This is a genomic window from Arthrobacter sp. UYEF3 (assembly GCF_040546245.1).
In the GTDB taxonomy this organism is placed as follows: domain Bacteria; phylum Actinomycetota; class Actinomycetes; order Actinomycetales; family Micrococcaceae; genus Arthrobacter.
The window spans coordinates 118,920-134,675 of sequence record NZ_JBEPNK010000005.1; the positions used below are offsets into that span (position 1 = coordinate 118,920).

The 15,756-nt window shown below is 66.2% G+C and carries 17 protein-coding genes and 1 tRNA gene; 8 read left to right on the forward strand and 10 right to left on the reverse strand.

Annotated features, from left to right (window positions below):
- Position 1 precedes the first annotated feature (1 nt).
- From ABIB14_RS05355 to ABIB14_RS05365, 3 genes are all read left to right on the forward strand, one after another.
- Positions 2-211: a dodecin gene (locus ABIB14_RS05355; protein ID WP_354234629.1), complete on the forward strand. Its 210-nt coding sequence runs from the start codon at positions 2-4 to the stop codon at positions 209-211.
- A gap of 174 nt (positions 212-385) precedes the next feature.
- Entirely contained in the window at positions 386-649 is a 264-nt protein-coding gene (locus ABIB14_RS05360) for a GlsB/YeaQ/YmgE family stress response membrane protein (RefSeq protein WP_354234630.1), read from the forward strand.
- Positions 650-758: 109 nt separating this feature from the next.
- A complete protein-coding gene (locus tag ABIB14_RS05365; protein ID WP_354234631.1) occupies positions 759-1,265 on the forward strand; it encodes a hypothetical protein in 507 nt (168 codons plus the stop codon).
- A 15-nt stretch (positions 1,266-1,280) separates the two neighbouring features.
- Here the strand turns inward: ABIB14_RS05365 and ABIB14_RS05370 are convergent, their stop codons facing one another.
- The 4 genes from ABIB14_RS05370 to ABIB14_RS05385 all read right to left on the reverse strand — a co-directional run bounded on the left by ABIB14_RS05370 (position 1,281) and on the right by ABIB14_RS05385 (position 3,404).
- Positions 1,281-2,105 (reverse strand): putative protein N(5)-glutamine methyltransferase, encoded by an 825-nt coding sequence (locus tag ABIB14_RS05370; protein ID WP_354234633.1) that lies wholly within the window; start codon positions 2,103-2,105, stop codon positions 1,281-1,283.
- A gap of 155 nt (positions 2,106-2,260) precedes the next feature.
- On the reverse strand, positions 2,261-2,560 hold the full coding sequence (locus ABIB14_RS05375) for a hypothetical protein (RefSeq protein ID WP_354234635.1): 300 nt from the start codon (positions 2,558-2,560) through the stop codon (positions 2,261-2,263).
- Positions 2,561-2,685: 125 nt separating this feature from the next.
- A complete protein-coding gene (locus ABIB14_RS05380; protein WP_354234636.1) occupies positions 2,686-3,189 on the reverse strand; it encodes a MarR family winged helix-turn-helix transcriptional regulator in 504 nt (167 codons plus the stop codon).
- A 142-nt stretch (positions 3,190-3,331) separates the two neighbouring features.
- Positions 3,332-3,404 (reverse strand) — tRNA-Lys (locus ABIB14_RS05385).
- Positions 3,405-3,641: 237 nt separating this feature from the next.
- Here ABIB14_RS05385 and ABIB14_RS05390 point away from each other — a divergent pair.
- The 3 genes from ABIB14_RS05390 (at position 3,642) to ABIB14_RS05400 (ending at position 6,271) form a co-directional block, all read left to right on the forward strand.
- On the forward strand, positions 3,642-4,298 hold the full coding sequence (locus tag ABIB14_RS05390; RefSeq protein ID WP_354234638.1) for a hypothetical protein: 657 nt from the start codon (positions 3,642-3,644) through the stop codon (positions 4,296-4,298).
- A 337-nt stretch (positions 4,299-4,635) separates the two neighbouring features.
- A complete protein-coding gene (locus tag ABIB14_RS05395; RefSeq protein WP_354234640.1) occupies positions 4,636-5,253 on the forward strand; it encodes a DUF47 domain-containing protein in 618 nt (205 codons plus the stop codon).
- 1 nt (position 5,254) lies between these two features.
- The gene (locus ABIB14_RS05400) at positions 5,255-6,271 is read left to right on the forward strand and encodes an inorganic phosphate transporter (RefSeq protein ID WP_354234641.1); all 1,017 of its coding nucleotides are present in this window, start codon (positions 5,255-5,257) and stop codon (positions 6,269-6,271) included.
- Between the two features lie 78 nt (positions 6,272-6,349).
- Here ABIB14_RS05400 and pstB read toward each other — a convergent pair whose 3' ends face one another.
- The 4 genes from pstB to pstS all read right to left on the reverse strand — a co-directional run bounded on the left by pstB (position 6,350) and on the right by pstS (position 10,527).
- Positions 6,350-7,129, reverse strand: a complete 780-nt coding sequence (pstB, locus tag ABIB14_RS05405; RefSeq protein ID WP_354234643.1) for a phosphate ABC transporter ATP-binding protein PstB — start codon at positions 7,127-7,129, stop codon at positions 6,350-6,352.
- 44 nt (positions 7,130-7,173) lie between these two features.
- Complete coding sequence (pstA, locus tag ABIB14_RS05410; RefSeq protein WP_354234645.1) at positions 7,174-8,283, reverse strand: phosphate ABC transporter permease PstA; 1,110 nt, start codon at positions 8,281-8,283, stop codon at positions 7,174-7,176.
- Positions 8,284-9,216 carry a phosphate ABC transporter permease subunit PstC gene (gene pstC, locus ABIB14_RS05415; protein ID WP_354234647.1) on the reverse strand — a complete coding sequence of 311 codons (933 nt, stop codon included), beginning with the start codon at positions 9,214-9,216 and terminating at the stop codon, positions 8,284-8,286.
- Positions 9,217-9,408: 192 nt separating this feature from the next.
- A complete protein-coding gene (gene pstS / locus ABIB14_RS05420) occupies positions 9,409-10,527 on the reverse strand; it encodes a phosphate ABC transporter substrate-binding protein PstS (protein WP_354234649.1) in 1,119 nt (372 codons plus the stop codon).
- Positions 10,528-10,786: 259 nt separating this feature from the next.
- Between pstS and ABIB14_RS05425 the strand changes: the two genes are divergently transcribed.
- Positions 10,787-11,914, forward strand: a complete 1,128-nt coding sequence (locus ABIB14_RS05425) for an FUSC family protein (protein ID WP_354234650.1) — start codon at positions 10,787-10,789, stop codon at positions 11,912-11,914.
- Positions 11,915-11,985: 71 nt separating this feature from the next.
- Entirely contained in the window at positions 11,986-13,359 is a 1,374-nt protein-coding gene (gene radA, locus ABIB14_RS05430) for a DNA repair protein RadA (RefSeq protein WP_354234652.1), read from the forward strand.
- 90 nt (positions 13,360-13,449) lie between these two features.
- On the opposite strand, the gene ABIB14_RS05435 is transcribed toward radA, so the two are convergent.
- Positions 13,450-14,637, reverse strand: coding sequence for a fatty acid desaturase family protein (locus tag ABIB14_RS05435; protein ID WP_354234653.1), 1,188 nt, complete (start codon positions 14,635-14,637; stop codon positions 13,450-13,452).
- A gap of 11 nt (positions 14,638-14,648) precedes the next feature.
- On the reverse strand, positions 14,649-15,722 hold the full coding sequence (locus tag ABIB14_RS05440; RefSeq protein ID WP_354234654.1) for a ferredoxin reductase: 1,074 nt from the start codon (positions 15,720-15,722) through the stop codon (positions 14,649-14,651).
- Positions 15,723-15,756 lie beyond the last annotated feature (34 nt).

Sequence of the window (15,756 nt, forward strand, 5' to 3'; positions counted from 1 at the left end):
ATTGCCTAATCACACATACAGCATTTCCGAAATTGTCGGCACCTCGACCGAAGGCGTGGACGCCGCCGTCCGCAATGGCATTTCCGAGGCCTCGAAGACGCTGCGGAACCTGGACTGGTTCGAAGTCAAGGAAGTCCGCGGGCACCTCGAGAACGGCCAGGTCGCCGACTGGCAGGTGACAATTAAGCTCGGGTTCCGGCTGGAGCGCTAACATCCGGGAGGTTGCCCCGGGACGGCGGGAAACTCCCCGTGAACAATTGTTTTTTCTCAACTTTTGCCCTGCCAAGTGGCGTTTTGATAGTAAGCATGATTAGTATCTAGGCAGAAGGATGAAGCGCACCCGGCAACCCGGGTGTCTCCTCAATGAAAGAGAAGGACCAAAACAATGGGTTTTTTTGCATTTCTGATTCTGGGTCTTATTGCCGGGGCAATTGCTAAGGCAATCCTGCCGGGACGTCAGGGCGGCGGCATTTTCATCACCCTGCTGCTCGGCGTCGTCGGCGCTTTCCTGGGCGGCTGGATTGGCGGCTTGGTCTTCGGTACGGGACTGCAGGAATTCTTCTCGCTGACCACGTGGCTCCTGGCCATCGTGGGCTCGATCATCGTCCTGCTGGTTTACGGCATGATAACCAAGCGTACGGCCCGCTAAGGCTGAAGCTACCGAAAGCCGGTCCCGGGAATTCCTGGGGCCGGCTTTCGGGTACCGGACAAATTTACTTGGACACGATTTCCAAAAGCAGCAAGAGCAGGAGTACAGCATGAAAGGCAAGTTTCTTTTCGGCACCGGCCTCGCGGCAGGTTTCGTCCTCGGATCCCGCTCCGGACGGGCCGCCTACGAAAAACTCAAGACCCGGGCAATCGGTCTTTGGGATAGCAATCAGGTCCAGGACAGGGTGGCGGCAGCTACGGAGGCGGTCAAGGAAAAGGCGCCCGACGTATCCAGCCAGCTCAGCGAGGCCGCCCGGCGCGCGGCTACCGTCATAAGTTCCGCGGTCCACCGCGACGACGCCACCTCCGGCCCCGCCACATCCGTTAAAACCACTGCTGCCACCGGCACCCCATCCGGCGGCGCCGTGCCCGCGCACAGCACCCACCCCGGAACGGCGAACTTGGGTACATCCGGCGGGGCGGACGCCGCCGTTCACTCCGCCTCCGACGTTGACTCCGGTCCGGCCTTGAGCGATGAGGCCGGCCAGGACTGGTCGGATGAAGGAGGGGCTACGCCCGCCGGCCCGGCCACCAACGTGGACCCGGAGAAGCTCTGACGGCTCGGGCGGCGGCTACCGTCCGCGCCGGCTCGCGTCCGCGGTCGCAGCGCTGCCGAGCACGACTGTGGCGTCCAGCTTCCGCGAACTGAACACACAGCCGGAGAGCCCGTTCCCGGCAAGGATCTTGACGGTCTGCGGCGCCTGCCGCCGGCTCGTTTCGATCAGCAGATGGCCGCCCGGCGCCAGCCACTCTGGCGCTGCGGCGGCTATTCTCCGTTGCAGCTCCAACCCGTCCGGGCCGCCGTCGAGCGAAACCCGCGGTTCGTAAAGGCGGGCCTCCGGCGGCATGGTCCCGATCATCTCCGAAGGAACATACGGCGCATTCACCGCCATGAGGTCCACCCGGCCGCGGAGCCGCTCCGGCAGCGGATCGAACAGGTCACCCTCGTGGACTTCTGCTCCCAGCCGTAGCAAATTGCGGCGCGCGCAGGCGGCCGCAGCGGCGTCGACGTCGGCGGCATGCAGTTCGAGCGGACCGGCTAAGGCGGCAAGCGCGGCGCCTACTGCACCCGAGCCGCAACAGAGGTCCACGACTACCGGCATCCGGGGCGCCCGGCGGGCGTTAAGGAGCCGCGCTGCGCGCTTGACGAGGTATTCGGTCCGTCGTCGAGGCACGAACACCCGAGGGTCCACTGCGATGCGGAGGCCGCAGAACTCCGCCCAGCCGAGCACATGCTCCAGCGGCAGCCCGGAGACGCGCTGCCGAACGAGTGCGTCGAGCTCCGCGGCGCTGGTGGCTTCTTCGACCAGCAGGGCCGACTCTTCTTCGGCGAACACGCATCCGGCCGCGCGGAGTCGCCCGATCAATTCGGGCCGCGGCGTGGCACGAGGCCGCATTTCATCCTCCCTCTCCACCGAAGCTGCCGGCAGCAGGTCCTGGAAGCCCTATCCTATGCAGCCGGACGAAGCGCAGGGTTCCGGGGACGTACCGGCAGGAGTGGCGCTGCCGGAGTCCGCGGCGCGCACCGAAGATCTCCGGAGCGCCGCGCAGCTCAGGAAAGCGCGGCCAGCCGGGTGGGCGTGCGGACAATGCCGTCGAGCTGGAACCCACAGGTGCAGCGCCACACGGGCGGAAGTTCGGCAGACCCGCTGCCAGTGTCGAAGGAGAAGGCGGCCATGACCTCAAGGACCGGGGCCGTCCATCGCATCGGGGTACCGCAGTGGCTGGGCGCCTGGTCGGCCGGGCCTCGAAGCGCCGGCGCGCCGGCGCCCTGCGTTGCCGGTGACCGGGGCTCGGCCAGCGGGTCCGAACCGGCTTCCTGGGCTACTGCGAGCGTCAACAATTCGGCCACGACTCCTCCAGGCACACGCATATTGGATAATTAGTAAGCCTACTTACAACTTAGTAAGTATACATATCACTAGATAAACTAGCAAGTTGCGCGTCCGGCGGCCTCGTCCGGATACGCTGTCCGGTTCAAAGGTTCTCGTCAGGCCCGTCCAGGGCTTCCGTCATACGGCGCAGGAATCCCACGACGATGCGGCTTTCCTGTGCACTGAGCCCTTCTGCCACCGCGAGCATCCGGCGGTGCATTTCGCCAAGCGTAGCCCTTACTTCCAAGTCGGTGGCGGCGGTGGGGACGATCACCAAGGAGCGCCGATCCGTGGGGTGCGGCTGGCGGCGGACGTGTCCGCTGCCCACGAGTCGATCGATCAGTGAGGTGGTGGAAGCCGTGGTGATTCCTAGGGTTCGGCTGAGGTCTTTCGGCCCCACCCGCTCCCCCGCCGACTGGGCGCGCAACAGGTACCGGAGCGCCAGCAGGTCAGTCTCCCCCATGCCCATGGCATCCCGGGTGGAGCGACGGGTGGCGACCTCGGCGGCCCGATAGCTCCTCAGGGCGTGCAACACGGCTGACGGCGGATCCGGCTGGCCCTCGAGGCCATACCAGTACCCCGAGCCTGCCGCACTGTCGCAGTTCATCTGACAATCCTAGCCGGGCTGGTATCTGGGCCATCGTGCATTCCCACGGAACCCACCTTGTTGAACCTGCCCCGTGACGCATAAAAACCCCTGGCTTCCTGTTGCCAGGATGCCAGGGGTTTTCCACTCTTCGCTAAAAGAGTGGGCCCTGTGGGGATCGAACCCACGACCCACGGATTAAAAGTCCGATGCTCTACCAACTGAGCTAAAGGCCCCAGCCGACACCATCAAACGGCAGTCAATTCCACCGTCGACAGGCACGTCGGCCCAGTCCATTTCTGAACGTTTAATACTGTACCCCAGACCTGGGCCGGCTTTTTTCACCCGGGCCGACACGCCGTCTCCTTCCGCCCCGGGCGACCCCCTCGGTCGCCTACCCGTGCCATCCCGGTGTCATTCCCGAGGGCGGCACTATGCTCGATTCCCGGAAAGCTGAGGAGTAGCGTGGTGGCATGAACGAGCAAGCAGCAGCAAGCAGCCCGGGACCGCAGCGACACCATAAGCCGAAGCCCTTCGCGCCGCTCGACTTTGAACCGTTCGCCGGCGGCGCAGATCCAGCGAGGGTGTCCGAGGCCGCCCACCTCGCGGCGCAAGCACTCGTGCGCCGTGGCCGGGACAGCGACGACCCCAAGGTCACCCGGCGTCTGGTCAAGCTCGCCGATGAACAAGGCCTGGACGCCATAGCCGAAATGTGGGCGGAAAGCCCGGCGCGGTCCCTCCCCGGCGCACTCTGGCGGCTCTACGCGCTGCGCGCTGTGGCGATCCGGGACCCCGAACGGATCTCGGTCTACTTCAGGGCGGGCAAGGACACCGCGCAGGTGTCCCACGTTGTGGCCGGCGCGGCCGAGCCTCCGGGCGCCGAGGAAATGAAGTCGATGGCGGACGCCATCCTCTCCGGCGCGTTCGACGGTGAATTCGACGTCGCACTGGAGCGCTCGGCCGCGTTCTGCCGGGTGGTGGCGCTGGGCCAGGCCACGCTCGCCGACAGCGCGGAGCACAGCAACGCAAACCATGCCAGCAAGCTCACGCGGAATTCCCACCTTTTGGTGAAGACCGCAGAGGACCTTGAGCACGCCGCCAACGCGTGGCGGCTGGGCGAGCTGGACTAAGCCTTTGGTGCAAGCGCGGCCCGGAAATTCGTGAATCTAGCGCGGCCTTTCCGTACTGTCAAGACGCACGCCGGGCCCCCACTGTCAATGTTGACTTGGTCCACCCGACGTAGAAAACTAAAGGCGGTGCCGAACCGCGAAACCCCCGGGCTTCAACAATTAGCCGCCTAGAGCGGCCTACCGCCGAGAGGCGTATCCGGTTCGGCACCATTTTTATGCCCGCGCCCGGCGGTTCATGTCCGGACGGTAAAGTAAGTTACATGCGCGGGTCATCGTCACGTTCCAGGGCCGGCAGACAAAACCCGTGCAAGCCTCGTCTGGAGACCGGTAACCCCACGTGAAGTTGCGCCTTTTCCCCCAGGAGCCCATCGGGCTGAACCTGTTGTCCCAGATGGCCCATCAGATTGCCTTAGGTACGGGAACTTTTTCGGAGATCCTTGGCGCCCCTGCCAGTGAGCATTCGCGGCTTGTGGAGGACATGCACGATCACGAGGCAAAGTCGGCGGAACTGCATTTTGCCCTTCTGACGCACATGCGCACCAGCTTCCTGAACCCGCTCCCCCGCGAGGACATGTACGCACTGTCCCGCTACCTCAACGAGGCGATGGGGAAGCTGGATGCCGCAGCCGACCTCGTGCTCCTCTACAAGCTGGAGCGGCCGCCCAAGCGCGCGGCCGAACAGCTGGAAATCATCAGCCGGCAGGCCGAACTGACTGTCGACGCCATGCGCCAGCTGAACAACCTGGATGATCTTGAGGACTACTGGATCGAGGTCCTCCGGCTTACAAAGCGTGCGGAACGCACCCACCGGGTCTGGGTCGCGGACATGCTCAAGGACATGAAATCAGCCCAGTACGCCCGCAACCGCGACGTCGCGGACCAGTTGGTGGAAGTCACGAAGGACATGCGGCGGATCGCCACCCAGGTGGGCAGCATCATCGTCAAGGAATCCTGAGGTGACCCTCGTCTTCTTTGCCTTGGTGGTTGTCTTCGCCGGGGCGTTCGCTTTTCTCAACGGTTTCCGCGACGCTTCGTCCTCTGTCGCCGTGGCGGTCCGGACACGGGCCCTGACTCCCACAGTGGCGGTGCTCCTGGCCGGGCTGTTCAACTTCATCGGCGCCGGGCTCAGCGCGGGGCTGGCGTTGGCGGCCAGCCGTGCCTGGCTGGTTCTTCCGCCCGGCGGCAACGGCCTGACCATCCTCATCGCCGGACTACTCAGCGCCGTGCTTTGGGGCGTCTACTCCTGGTGGCGCGGCATTCCCTCCTCCTCGACGCACGCGCTCGTCGGGGGCCTGGCCGGCGGCGGCGTCGCCAGCGTTGCGGTGGGCGGACACGCCGTCGCGGGCGTGGACGATTCCCTGCTGTTCCAGGTAGTGCTGCCCCTGCTGCTGTCCCCGGCTATCTCCTTCGCGGGTGCCTACCTGCTGGTCTGGCCGGCCACCTGGGCGGCGCGTTACACCCCACCACACGTTGTGCACACCAGGTCCCGGCGGGCCCAGGCCGTCGCCGCGGGTGGCGTAGCCTTTGGCCACGGACTGCAGGACGGCCAACGTAGCAGCGCCGTACTGATCCTGGCGATGCTGGCCGCGGGGCTGACCGACGCCGGTTCCGTCCCCGTCTGGGTGGCCCTCCTGACGGCCGGCATGCTCACGGCGGGCACCTTGGCGGGAGGCTGGCGGATCGCCTACACAATCGGATACCGGATGCTCCGGATGGATCCGCTGCGCGGCTTCGTTGCGCAGCTCTTCAGCAGCGTCCTGCTACTGGTGGGCGCGATCGGCCTGCATTGGCCGATCTCCACCACCCACACCGTGACCTCGGCGGTGCTGGGGGCAGGCGTCAACCAGCGTTATCCAGCGACAAACCGGAGGGTGGTGCTCCGGATCCTGGCCTTCTGGGCGCTGACCCCGCTGGTCACCGCCGCGGCGGCCTTCGTCCTGGAGCTCGCCTTGTCACCCCTCATGGGGCTTTAGGGCTCTTCGAGCGCTCCGCAGGCACCCTTTTGAGGGCCCTAAAGGGCGTTTGCGGGGCAGTCGATTCAGCAGCCGGGCTTATCCGAAGCGGCCGGAGACGTAGTCCTCGGTGGCCTTCACGGTCGGGTTGCTGAAGATGGTGTGGGTCTCGCCGTACTCGATCAGCTTGCCGGGCTTACCGGTGCCGGCGATGTTAAAGAACGCCGTCCTGTCCGAGACGCGGGCGGCCTGCTGCATGTTGTGGGTCACGATCACCACGGTGTATTCGTCCTTGAGTTCGTTGATGAGGTCCTCAATGGCGAGCGTGGAGATCGGGTCCAGCGCGGAGCAGGGCTCGTCCATCAGGATCACCTGGGGCTCCACGGCGATGGCGCGGGCGATGCAGAGTCGCTGCTGCTGGCCGCCGGACAGCCCCGAACCCGGTTTGGCCAGGCGGTCCTTGACCTCGTTCCAAAGGTTGGCGCCGCGCAGCGACCGCTCCACGAGTGCGTCCGCCTCGCCCTTGGAGATCTTCTGATTGTTCAGCTTCACGCCGGCCAGCACGTTGTCCCGGATGGACATGGTGGGGAAAGGGTTGGGCCGCTGGAAGACCATGCCGATCTGCGAACGGACCGTGACCGGATCCACGCCGGGGCCGTAGAGGTTGTCGCCGTCGAGCAGCACTTCGCCTTCCACCCGGGCGCCGGGGATCACTTCGTGCATCCGGTTCAGGGTGCGCAGGAAGGTTGACTTGCCGCAGCCGGAGGGGCCGATGAAGGCGGTGACGGACTTGGGGTCAATGTTGATGTTGACGTCCTCGACGGCAAGGAATTTGCTGTAGTAGACGTTCAGGTCTTTGACGTCGATGCGCTTAGACATGCTGTTCCTTCACTTGTGGAGATGGGGTGCCGTGTGCCGGAGGCCTAGCGGCCGGCCTTCGGGGCGAAGATGCGGGCCACCAGGCGGGCGCCCAGGTTGAGCAGCATCACGAGGATGATGAGGACCAGGGCTGCGCCCCAGGCGCGCTGGTCGGAGGGGCCGGGGTTGGACGGCGAGGTCGGGTTGAGGATCTGCGTGTAAATGTAGGTCGGCAGCGAGGCCATCCAGCCGCCGAACACATTGTTGTTGATGGAGGTGGCGAAACCGGCGGTGACCAGGATCGGGGCGGTCTCGCCGATCACACGGGCGATGGCGAGGGTCACGCCGGAGGCGATGCCGGAGATCGCCGTCGGGATGACCACCTTGAGGATGGTCCGCCACTTGCGCACGCCGAGGGCGTACGCGGCTTCGCGGAGTTCGTTCGGCACGATCTTGAGCATTTCCTCGCTGGAGCGGACCACCACCGGGATCATCAGCACGGACAGCGCGACGGCGGCGACGGCCCCGGTCTTGGTGCCGGGTCCGACGACGGCGAAGAAGAACGCGGCGGCGAACAGGCCGGCCACGATCGAGGGGATGCCGGTCATCACGTCGACAAAAAATGTGATGGCCCGGGCCAGCGCGCGGTCCTGGCCGTATTCGACCAGGTAGATCGCGGTCAGCAGGCCAACCGGGACGGAGATCACGGTGGCGAGCAGGGTGATCTGCACGGTCCCCACCAGCGCGTGGTAGATGCCGCCCATCACGGGGGCGCCTTCTTCGACGCTCTTGTTGTCGAACGCGCCGGTGACGCCATTCATCGACGTGCTGAGGAACCCGGGGTCCAGCAGGCCCGGCAGGCCCTTGACCAGTACCGTCCAGATCACCGAGATCAGCGGCAGCAGGGCGACCAGGAAGGCGCCGACCACCAGGCAGGTGGCCAGTTTGTCCTTGGCCTTGCGGGAGCCTTCCACGGCGGCGCTCCAGCCGACCAGTCCGGCGGTGAAGAGGACGGCCGAAACGATGCCCCAGCCGAAGGCGTTGAAGCCGATCAGGGCCAGGATGGCCGCACCGATGACGAGGGCGAGGACCAGGACAATATACGGCGCGGCCTTGGGCAGTTGGCCCTTGGTCAGGGCCGAGCGTTTACGGACCGGGGTCAGGGTGGAGGTCATTTAGTTGGCTCCCGAGAATTCTTTGTGCCGGGTGATGATCCACCGGGCAATCATGTTCACGCCCAGCGTGATGACGAACAGCACCAGGCCCGCGGCGATCAGCGTGCTGACCTTCAGGCCGCCGGCTTCGGGGAAGTTCAGGGCGATTTCGGCGGCGATGGTCTGGTTGCCGGACTGGATCAGGCTGGCCGTGAGGGCGCCGGACGAGAGCACCAAGGCGACGGCCATGGTCTCGCCGAGGGCGCGGCCCAGGCCCAGCATCACGGCGCTGACGATTCCCGCGCGGCCGAAGGGCAGGACGGCCATCCGGATCATTTCCCAACGGGTGGCGCCGAGGGCGAGGGCGGCCTCCTCGTGCAGCTTGGGGGTCTGCAGGAAGATTTCGCGTGAAAGTGAGGTGATGATCGGCAGGACCATGACCGCAAGCACGATGCCCGCCGTCAGGATGGTCTTGCCGGTGGCCGAGGCCGGCCCTTGGAAAATCGGCAGCCAGCCCATGTTGGCGGCAAGCCAGTTGTAGGCCGGGGAGATCTCCTTGGCCAGGAACGCAGCACCCCACGCGCCGTAGACCACAGACGGGATGGCGGCCAGCAGGTCGATTACGTAGCCGAGGCCGGATGCCAGTCCTCGCGGGGCGAAGTGCGAGATAAAGAGCGCGACGCCGATCGCGATCGGCGTGGCGATTACCAGCGCAATCACGGCGGCGATCAGGGTACCGACGACGATCGGCCAGATGTAGGCGAAGAAGCCTTGGCCGCCCTGGATCTTGTCCGGGGATGCGAGGAGGGCAGGGAGCGACTGGATGACGAGGAAGAGCGCAACGCCGAAGAGTACGGCAAGGATCAGGCACCCTGCGGCCAAGGCGGCTCCGGAAAAGACTTTGTCTCCGGCGCGGCCCGCGCCCCGGGACTTGGTCAGGGAGGTGGTGGTCACTTCACGATCCTTCAGCTTCGATCTGCGCCGGCGGCCATCGGATCTCTCCGGGCCCTTGGCGGTGAATCTTCTGGTACTTCGGACAAACGCCTAGGTTCCCTGCCCCGGGCGGACGGTTAGAAACCGTCTTTTCGGAACAGGGAACCTGGGTCAGGCTGGTGTTTCCACTATGCCTTGTGGCGCAGCGTATCCCTAGGACTTGGCCTTGATGGATTCGATGGACTTGATCGCCTTGTCCTGCAACGTCTTGGACAGCGGCGCGGACTTGGCGGCATCGGCGGCAGCCTTCTGGCCGGCGTCGGATACTACGTAGCTTTCGAAAGCCTTGACCAGGTCAGCGGTTGCCTTGGTGTCGTAGGTGGTGCAGACCACGTGGAAGGAGACGAGCACGATCGGATAAGCGCCCTCAATGGTGGTCTTGCGGTCCAGCTTGATGGAGAGGTCGTTGGCGTTGCGGCCCTCGACCGGCTTGCCGGCGTCGACAGCCTTGGCGGCGGCGTCGGCGGAGATCTTAGTGAAAGAACCGCCGACCTTGATCTGGGCGATACCCAACTTGCCGCTGACGGCGGAGTCATCGGCGTAGGTGACGGCGCCGGGAGTGTCCGTGACCGTCTTGACGACGCCGGAGGTGCCCTTGGCGTTTTCGCCCTTCAGGGAGGCGGGCCAGATGCCGGAGGACTTGTCGGTCCAGACCTCGGGCGCCGCGGCGGCGAGGTAGTCGGTGAAGTTGGTGGTGGTGCCGGAGTCATCCGAACGGTTCACCGGGGTGACGTTGAGGTCAGGCAGCTTGGCGTCGGGGTTCAACGCGGCGATGGCCGGATCGTTCCACTTGGCAACCTGGCCGCGGAAGATCTTGGCCACGGTGGGAGCATCGAGCTTGAGCTCCTTGATGTCGGGCAGGTTGAACGCCACGGCGATCGGGGAGATGTAGACCGGGATGTTCAGGGCGCCGTCGGGGCCGCACTTGGCCTTGGATGCGGCGAGCTCGTCGTCCTTCAGGTAGGCGTCGGAGCCGGCGAACTGGGCGGAGCCGTCGATGATCGCCTTGCGGCCCGCGCCGGAGCCATCCGGGGAGTACTGCACGTTGGCACCCTGGTTGGCGGAGGCGAAGTTGGTCTTCCAGACGTCCATGGCAGCACCCTGCGCGGAGGAACCAATGCCGGTCAGAGTGCCGGTGACCTTGACCGCGGAGGACGGCACTGCCGGCTGCGCGGTGTTCGTGGCGTTGTCGGAACCGCAGGCGGTAAGCGCAAGAGCGCCGGCTGCCATAACAGCGATGGCCGAGTTGCGGCCGAAGCGTGATGCCTTCACTAGATGTACCCCTTCCAGGGTTATTCAGATGCGTGCCGGACCGGAGACGTCCGAACAGAAAGACGGTGGATACGGTTTGTACCTTCATTGAAGTTAGGTGCCCCAGATGAAGGGAACCGTGGTTCAAGGTGAACGGCAGGTTAACGACACCCGGCCATTCGCCGACGAGTGTCGGGTTGCTGTTGCGTCAGCTGCGTCACAGTCGTAGGGGCTTGGTCCGATGATTCAGGCACCATGGACAGCAAATAGACTGGGGGACATGGCCTCCGCTACTGGATTCACCGCAAGCGCCCGATTCCTGCGCGGCCGGGCCCGCACCGGTTTCATCCGGAGCCGCAAATCACTGCTGCCGGCCGTCCAGATGACGGCGTGCGCCGTGGGTGCCTACGCCTTTGCCGAGTACGTCCTGGGCCACACCGGGCCGTTGTTTGCCGCCACCTCCTCGCTAATAGCCCTGGGCTTCTCCCGGGATCCACGGCTGCGCCGGGTCGTGGAGGTGGGCCTGGGCTGCACCCTCGGCATTGTGGTGGGCGACCTGCTGCTGCACTGGCTGGGCGCGGGGATCTGGCAGGCCGCCGTCGTGCTTCTTTTCTCGATTCTCCTGGCCCGCTTCCTGGACAGGGGAACTATTTTCGCCACCCAACTGGGCCTGCAGTCCCTGCTGGTGGTGCTGTTGCCGGCCCCGGCTGGCGGCCCCTTCACCCGGAGCATTGATGCCGTGGTGGGCGGCGGGTTCGCCCTGGTGGTAACTTTCCTGATCCCCAAGGATCCCCGGCGGGAACCTCGCAACGACGTCAAGAAACTCCTGCATGAACTGGCGGAGGTGTTGCGCGAGTGCGCGTCGGCCCTGAGCCACAGCGACTCCACCCAGGCCTGGCACGCGTTGATCCGCGGCCGCAACTGCCAGCCGCTGGTCGATGCCATGCGCCAGACGCTGCGCTCCTCCGGCGAGGTCGCCACCCTGGCCCCCGCCTACCGTCGTTACCGGGACGAGCTGGACCAACTGGCGCAGTCGGTGGACTTTATCGACCTCGCGCTGCGGAACAGCCGCGTGTTCGCGCGCCGGCTGACCAGCGCCATCAACCACGCCGCGCTCTCGGACGAGGCCACCGAGAACATCGCCGAGGTCCTCGAGGAGACCGCGGCCGCGATTGATGAGCTCGGCCTGGGCCTGGCGGAAGTGCACGACGGCGCGCGGCGCGCCCACCTGCGCACGGCCAAGGTGGAGCTGAGCGGGACGGCGGCCCGGTTGCACCCGCGACTGCTGGACGTGCAGCGGCTCGAGGGTGAAACCGTGGTGATGCTCTTCCGGCCGCTCATGGTGGACCTCCTCGAGGCCACCGGCATGGATCCGGACGAGGCACGGGACGTGCTGCCCACTCTTTAGCGGGCGACCGGCCAGCGTCGGCGCGTGGGCCCGCCGGCCGGAACGTCGGTACCCCCGACTAGGGTGGAGCAATGGCAACAAAGACTTCCCGCGCCGCCAACGCGCCGGGCTATAAATGCGCGGAATGCGGCTGGACCGCTGTCAAGTGGGTGGGCCGGTGCGGCGAATGCCAGGCGTGGGGCACCGTCGAAGAGACCGGCGCCGCCGTGGCGCGGACGACGGCGGCGGCCACGGTCCTGGAGCCGGCCCGCCGGATCGCCGACGTCGACGCGACCACGGCCGCGTTCCTCCCGACCGGGGTGGACGAACTGGACCGCGTGCTGGGCGGCGGGCTGGTCCCCGGCGCGGTAATCCTGCTGGCCGGCGAGCCCGGCGTGGGCAAGTCCACGCTGCTGCTGGACGTCGCCGCCAAGTTTGCCCGGACCACCCAGGACGTCCTCTACGTCACCGGCGAGGAATCCGCCGCCCAGGTGAAGTTGCGCGCGGACCGCATCGACGCCGTCGCCGAATCGTTGTACCTGTCCGCCGAAACGGACCTCGGCCAGGCGCTGGGGCAGGTGGAAAAACTCGAGCCGCGGCTGCTCATTGTGGACTCCGTCCAGACGCTGAGCAGCGCCGACGTCGAAGGCAGCGCCGGCGGTGTCTCCCAGGTCCGCGAGGTCGCGGCCTCCCTGATCGCCGCGGCCAAGCGCCGCAACATGACCACCCTGCTGGTGGGGCACGTAACCAAGGACGGCTCCATCGCCGGTCCCCGGCTGCTCGAGCACCTGGTGGACGTGGTCTGCCAGTTCGAGGGTGAACGCCACTCCCGGTTGCGGCTGCTGCGGGCCGTCAAGAACCGCTACGGGCCCACCGACGACGTCGGCTGCTTCGATCTGAACGAGGACGGCATCGTGGGCCTGGCCGACCCCAGCGGCCTCTTCGTCTCGCGAACCAAGGATCCGGTGTCCGGCACCTGCATTACGGTGACGCTGGAGGGCCGCCGCCCGCTGCTGGCCGAGGTCCAGTCCCTGCTGGCCGAAAGCGCCAACGCCCAGCCGCGCCGGGCCACCAGCGGGCTGGACAGCTCCCGGGTGGCAATGCTGCTCGCGGTGCTGCAGCAGCGCGCCGGCTGCCTGCTGCACAAGGACGACTCCTACGTGGCGACAGTGGGCGGCGTGAAGCTCAGCGAGCCGGCCACCGACCTGGCCGTGGCGCTGGCAGTGGCCTCTGCCAAGGCCAAGAAACCGCTGCCGCAGCGCCTCATCGCCTTCGGCGAGGTGGGCCTGGCCGGTGAGGTCCGGCCGGTGCCCGGGATCAACCAGCGCATCCAGGAGGCCCACCGGCTGGGGTTCACGCACGCCGTGGTGCCGGCCAGCCCCAACGGTCCCGGCCCGGTTCCGGGCGGCTTCTCGGTCCGGGAAGTCGGGCACCTGACGGAGGCCCTCAGCCTGCTCATCAGCTGAGGAGTCGGCCACCTGACGCAGGAAGGCGCCTGCCGTATTGGCAGGCGCCCTTCCGTCACTCTTCAAAACCCGGCTGGCGGGCGCGGCTGTTTAGGCCTTCTTCGGCGGCAGGGCCAGCTTGAAGATCTTTGCCCAGGTCGAGCCGACCTGCTTCCAGATCGGGCCGGTGGTGTACGGCAGACCGTACCGCCGGCAGATATCCTGCACCTTGGGCGCCACCTCCGCGTAGCGGTTGGACGGCAGGTCGGGGAACAGGTGGTGCTCGATCTGGTGCGAGAGGTTCCCGGTCATGAGGTGCATGAACGGGGACCCGGAGATGTTGGCCGAACCGATCATCTGGCGCACGTACCAGTCGCCCCGGGTCTCACCGTCGACCATTTCCTCGGTGAAGGTATCCGTTCCGTCCGGGAAGTGGCCGCAGAAGATCACCGCGTGGGCCCAGACGTTGCGGACCGCGTTGGCGGTCAGCGTTCCGTACAGGGCCTGCTTGCCGGAGCCGGTGAGCATGGCGACGGCGGGGGTGGCGGCGTAGTCCTTGGTGAACTGTTTGAGGGCCTTGCGGCCAAGGGCCTTGAGGTCCTTGGTGAGGGCTTCCTTTGACTTCTTGCCCTCTTTGTAGTCCACGAGTTCCAGGTCGTACACCGCGATGCCCCACTCGAAGACCGGGGCCAGCAGCGCGTTGTAGAGCGGGTTGCCCAGGTTGAAGGGCTTCCATTCCTGCTGTGGGTCCATGCGGAGCAGGTTGTACCCGATGTCATTGTCCTTGCCGACAACGTTAGTCCAGCGGTGGTGCAGGTCGTTGTGGGTGTGCTGCCAGGAACGCGCGGGGGTTACGAAGTCCCATTCCCAGGTGGTGGAGTGGATGTCGGGATCGCGCATCCAGTCCCACTGGCCGTGCAGGATATTGTGCCCAAGCTCCATGTTTTCCAGGATCTTCGCGAGGCTCAGCATGGTGGTGCCGGCCACCCAGGCGGCCTTGTTCTTGCTGACCAGCAGTGTCGCCCGGCCGGAGATCTCCAGGCCGCGCTGAATCTTGATCATGCGGCGGATGTAGGCGGCGTCGGAGGCTCCGCGTTTGGCGAGGATGTCGTCTTTGATGGCGTCGAGTTCGCGGCCCAGCTCGGCCACCTGCTCGTCGGACAGGTGCGCGGCTGCGGGCGGCCGAAGGGTAGGGCTGCCGGTCTCGGCGAGGGCACCGGGCCGCGCCTTAACGGCAGCGCGCGCTTTGCCCTTCGAGGCTTCCTCGGAAAGGTCAGGCTTGTCGGAAACAATCGTCATGCGGGTACTCCTCAGAGGTCGAGGTTAACGGGTCCGGCGGCTGCCGAAACGCACGTCTGGATTAGTTGGCCGGGCTCGCCATGGACTTCGTCAGTTCGCAGGTCACGGACCTGGCCGGCCCGGAGGGGGATAAGGCAGCTGTGGCAGATACCCATGCGGCACCCGCTGGGCATCAGGATGCCGGCGTCCTCGCCGACGTCGAGCAGTGGGGTGTCCCCGTCGGCTTCAACTTCGCGGTCCGACGCCTCAAACGTGACCAGACCGCCGTCGTGCCCTTCGCCGCCGGCCAGCTTGGTGCTGAAGCGTTCAATGGTCAGGGTGGCTTCCGAGGCGGGCTCTGCAGTCTCGGATTCCGCTTCCCAGAGCGCTTCAGCGTCGTCCAGGAAGCTTTCGGGGCCGCAGGCGTATGCGGCGCGCTGGCGCCAGTCCGGGCAAAGCTGTTCCAGCCCGGCAACGGAGCTGAAGTCCAGCCGCCCGCGTTCGCCGGTAAACCAGTGAATGACGCGGAAGTTGGGAAACTGATCCGCCAGTTCGGCCAGTTCCTCGCGGAAAATGGCGTCCGCCGGCGTCCGGGCGGTGTGGATGAGGACGACGTCGGAATCCGGGCGGTGCGGGACGAGCGTCCGGATCATCGACATCACCGGGGTGATTCCGCTGCCGGCAGTGAGCATCAGCAGGGGCCGCGGGTGTTCGGGCAGGACAAAGTCGCCTTGCGGGGGTGCCAGGAAGAGCACGTCGCCGGGCTTGGTGTTACGCACGAGAGTGCCGGAGACGGCACCCATGTCACTGACAGTGATGGCCGGATCCTTGCCGGCGGGGGCGCTGAGCGAGTATGACCGCCAGTGCCGGACACCGTCGAGCTCGACGCCGATACGGGCCCACTGGCCGGCAAGGTGTGCTTGCCAGCCGCGGCCGGGACGGAAGAAGATGGTGGCGGAATCGGCCGTCTCCGGGACCACCCGGGTGACCACGCCGCGCAACTGGCGGGCGGAAAACACGGGGTTGAATAGCGACAGAATGTCTTCTGGAGCTAGCGGAGTGGTCAGTAGAGATGCGGCGCGCGCCAGCTTACGGAGCCGGATCATGTATCCAGTGTATGTCAGCGGAAGCCATACTTCT

Excerpts from the sequence above, each read along its gene's own strand:
- pstB (WP_354234643.1), bottom strand. The coding sequence starts at position 7,129 with ATGTCTAAGCGCATCGACGTCAAAGACCTGAACGTCTACTACAGCAAA.
- pstA (WP_354234645.1), bottom strand. The coding sequence starts at position 8,283 with ATGACCTCCACCCTGACCCCGGTCCGTAAACGCTCGGCCCTGACCAAG.
- ABIB14_RS05425 (WP_354234650.1), top strand. The coding sequence starts at position 10,787 with ATGGCCTCCGCTACTGGATTCACCGCAAGCGCCCGATTCCTGCGCGGC.
- radA (WP_354234652.1), top strand. The coding sequence starts at position 11,986 with ATGGCAACAAAGACTTCCCGCGCCGCCAACGCGCCGGGCTATAAATGC.
- ABIB14_RS05435 (WP_354234653.1), bottom strand. The coding sequence starts at position 14,637 with ATGACGATTGTTTCCGACAAGCCTGACCTTTCCGAGGAAGCCTCGAAG.
- ABIB14_RS05365 (WP_354234631.1), top strand. The coding sequence starts at position 759 with ATGAAAGGCAAGTTTCTTTTCGGCACCGGCCTCGCGGCAGGTTTCGTC.
- ABIB14_RS05440 (WP_354234654.1), bottom strand. The coding sequence starts at position 15,722 with ATGATCCGGCTCCGTAAGCTGGCGCGCGCCGCATCTCTACTGACCACT.
- ABIB14_RS05380 (WP_354234636.1), bottom strand. The coding sequence starts at position 3,189 with ATGAACTGCGACAGTGCGGCAGGCTCGGGGTACTGGTATGGCCTCGAG.
- ABIB14_RS05360 (WP_354234630.1), top strand. The coding sequence starts at position 386 with ATGGGTTTTTTTGCATTTCTGATTCTGGGTCTTATTGCCGGGGCAATT.
- ABIB14_RS05370 (WP_354234633.1), bottom strand. The coding sequence starts at position 2,105 with ATGCGGCCTCGTGCCACGCCGCGGCCCGAATTGATCGGGCGACTCCGC.
- ABIB14_RS05390 (WP_354234638.1), top strand. The coding sequence starts at position 3,642 with ATGAACGAGCAAGCAGCAGCAAGCAGCCCGGGACCGCAGCGACACCAT.